This is a genomic window from Sulfuricurvum sp., assembly GCF_023250475.1.
GTDB lineage: Bacteria > Campylobacterota > Campylobacteria > Campylobacterales > Sulfurimonadaceae > Sulfuricurvum.
In genome coordinates this window covers 1-3034 of record NZ_JAHFAQ010000180.1, presented here as the reverse complement: position 1 = coordinate 3034, position 3034 = coordinate 1, and the positions used below count along the sequence as shown (strand labels likewise).

Here is a 3034-nt window from a genome sequence, read left to right as displayed (position 1 = left end):
TCTACGGAACGCTTCTTTCAAGCAATACTCCCCAGACGAATACCCTCCTCGACTCGATTGAGAAACTTCTCAAAAACCTCAATAACGCTCCCCTATCAGAGGTAAAAGTCTTTACACATCAACTCCGAGAAGCAGTGGAAGAAGACAATACCAAAGAGCTCTCACTCCTCGCTACAAAGCTGGGAACGTTTAGCAACCCCAAAGAGCTCTTAACCGAAACTTTTCTCAAAGAGTCAATGGCGAATGATTTGAAGTCTAACCTTCTTACGCTTCACGAAGAGCTTGCTCTCTCTAGCGACACCTCTAGCCAAAAACTGATAGAGCAAACCGATAAGCTCCTAACCCAAATCGATTACCATCAGCTTGTCTCCCATTTAGGCTCATCGAACTCGATCTATTTCCCTTTTGTATGGGATCAGCTCCAAGAGGGATCACTATCCTTTAAAAAAACGAAAGATAAAAAATTCTATTGCGAAATCAATCTGAAACTCAAAGAGTACGGAGAGCTGAATCTCATGATGGCGCTCTATGAGGGGAATCAACTCGAAATTCAGGCACATACCGAAAAAACGGAACTCAAAGCGATCATTCACGACAATATCGGCGAACTGCGTTCGCTGCTTATCCAATCAGGACTTACACCCCGTTCTATTCGTGTTTTTGAAGCGGCAGAAACCAAAACTCCACTCATGGAAACCTACGGTTCTTCGGAAGGATCAGATATGGGCTTTGAGGTAACCGTATGAAAAAAGCGGTGGCACTGCGCTACGATAAAGATAAAGAGAATGCTCCCCGCGTTATCGCCAAAGGGAAAGGAGAGAGTGCAGAGAACATTATTAAAATAGCCCAGCTCCATAATCTCCCCATCCACAAAGATGAAGACCTCATCGAGCTTTTAAGCAAAGTGGAGATCGACAAAGAGATCCCTGAAAAGCTCTATATTGCCGTTGTTGAAGTATTTAGTTTCATCTATAAAATTACCAACTCGAAATAAGCACTAAAAGCGTTTAGGCATGAAAACGACCGAGATTTTGATTCAGTCCGTCGGCTACTTTGTAGAGATGTTCAGCCGTTGTCGCAATCTCTTCAACACTCCGCGCATTGGCACGGGTAAGATCGTTCATCGTCGCAAGTCTTTGTGAAATTCCTTCAACCTCTTTGGTATTGCTATCCGCATCGACGACCAATTTTTTAATCGCTTCGCTCGTTTGATTGACGACACCGGAGGTCTGTTCAATTCGTTCACCTACCAGCTGTGATTTTTCTCCGAGTTTTTCAATGCTTTTGGCATTTTGCCCCATTTGCACCGACGCCTCTTCGATGGAAGAGACGATCAAAGAGATTGTCACATCGGTTTGAGTTAAACTTCCCTGTGTCCGTTCGGCCAGTTTTCGTACTTCATCGGCAACGACGGCAAATCCTCGACCGTGTTCGCCGGCACGTGCCGCTTCGATTGCCGCATTCAGTGCCAATAAGTTGGTCTGATCGGCGATCTCGCCGATCACAGAGAGAACTTCCCGAATTTGGCGTGCATTATTGGTTAGTTCGTGAATTTTAATCGCGAAATCGGCTTCCACTTCCACGCTGCGTTTAATCATCTCAATCATACTCATCAATTCATTTCGAGATACCCGTAGCATCTCGCTGGCTTCAACAACCTCTTTGCACGTCGCTTCATTGTCGCGTTTCGAGAGTGCCAAATGGGCAATAATCTGCTCCGTACTGCGGTAAATCGCGTCCATTTGATTTGACTCATCCTCCATACGACGTCCGATCGCCATCGATGTTTTGGAGAGTTCCGTAGCTACCGACGCATTTTCATCGGATGAGCGTTTTGCACTTTGAACCAGTGTTTGAATAACACTGATAAAAGAGTTAATCGAGTTAGCGGTCTGTGCCGGTTCATCCGAGCCTGGAATATCCAAACGTTTTGTTAAATCACCGTTGCCGCTGGCAAGTTCTTCGGCCATTTTTTGCATTGTTTCGAGTTTGTGTCCGATGGAGCGTTCAATCGCGATCAACAGCACCACCATAACAATGATTAAAAGGGCAATACCAATCCCTTTTTTAACCACCAAATCCATAAACTCGTTATCAACATCATCAACATAAACACCCGTTCCAACAATCCATCCCCATGCGGGAAATTCTCGGACAAATGTCAATTTCGGTAACGGAGTCTCTGTGTTCGGCTTCGGCCACATGTAGGAGACATACCCCTCTTTATCCTCTTTCGCTACCTTGGCGAATTCGACAAAAAGATGTTTCCCGTCGGGGTCTTTGATATCAGATAGATCAGTATTGTCCAACGCCGGTTTGATCGGGTGCATCACCCCTTGTACCTGATTGTTCAAAATAAAGAAATACTCTTTTTCGTTATAGCGAAGACTTTTAATATGCTCTTTTGCCGCATCCTGAGCTTTTTCAAGATTCATACGTCCCGAACTCACCTCACCCTCATAATACGCAAGGAGAGAGCCTACCGTATCGATCTGGGTCGTCAGCATCGTTTTTTTGGCATCCATCAGTTCGTTTTTTGAGGAGATCAACGAATCAATAGAAACCACAATCAAAGCCAACGAGACCAACAGCGAAACCAACAGCAATTTTGTTTTAATCGTTATATTATTCATCGCTACACCCTTTTTCCAGAAAAATTTATTATATTTATAGACGAATTATAGAACCATAGTCTAGCATGAGTATAGCATTACCGATAAAAAAATCTATTTAATCATCAATAAGAGAAAAACACCCTTTTAAAATAGATTAAAATCAGGTTCATCGACAATATAATCTTCCAATTCAATATCATCATTGTCCAAAACAGGATGTAGCGCATACATCCCATACGAGCGAGCAGAACGGGGATCTTTCGTAATCAATGGGTGCCATGCAGGAAGCGGTTTTTCCTGATAACGCAAACGGTATGCACAGGTTTCGGGAAGCCACTCATACTCGCCGACCCGCTCAACGGTAAGTCGCATACACCCCTCGACCCGCTCATGTCGATTGGTATAATCGCTGCATTGTC

The 3034-nt window shown here is 44.1% G+C and carries 3 protein-coding genes and 1 pseudogene; 2 read left to right on the top strand and 2 right to left on the bottom strand.

Annotation, left to right across the window (positions count from 1 at the left end):
* Together Q0C19_RS11725 and Q0C19_RS11720 are read left to right on the top strand one after the other, a co-directional pair.
* Positions 1 to 746: flagellar hook-length control protein FliK (locus Q0C19_RS11725; protein ID WP_295056289.1), on the top strand; the 746-nt coding region annotated here is incomplete at its 5' end.
* The gene (locus Q0C19_RS11720; protein ID WP_295056286.1) at positions 743 to 994 is read left to right on the top strand and encodes an EscU/YscU/HrcU family type III secretion system export apparatus switch protein; all 252 of its coding nucleotides are present in this window, start codon (positions 743 to 745) and stop codon (positions 992 to 994) included. The genes Q0C19_RS11725 and Q0C19_RS11720, both read left to right, overlap by 4 nt.
* 13 nt (positions 995 to 1007) lie before the next feature.
* Here Q0C19_RS11720 and Q0C19_RS11715 read toward each other — a convergent pair whose 3' ends face one another.
* Entirely contained in the window at positions 1008 to 2633 is a 1626-nt protein-coding gene (locus Q0C19_RS11715) for a methyl-accepting chemotaxis protein (protein WP_295056283.1), read from the bottom strand.
* A gap of 126 nt (positions 2634 to 2759) precedes the next feature.
* Positions 2760 to 3034, bottom strand: a pseudogene (locus Q0C19_RS11710) (YcgN family cysteine cluster protein); the annotation flags it as partial.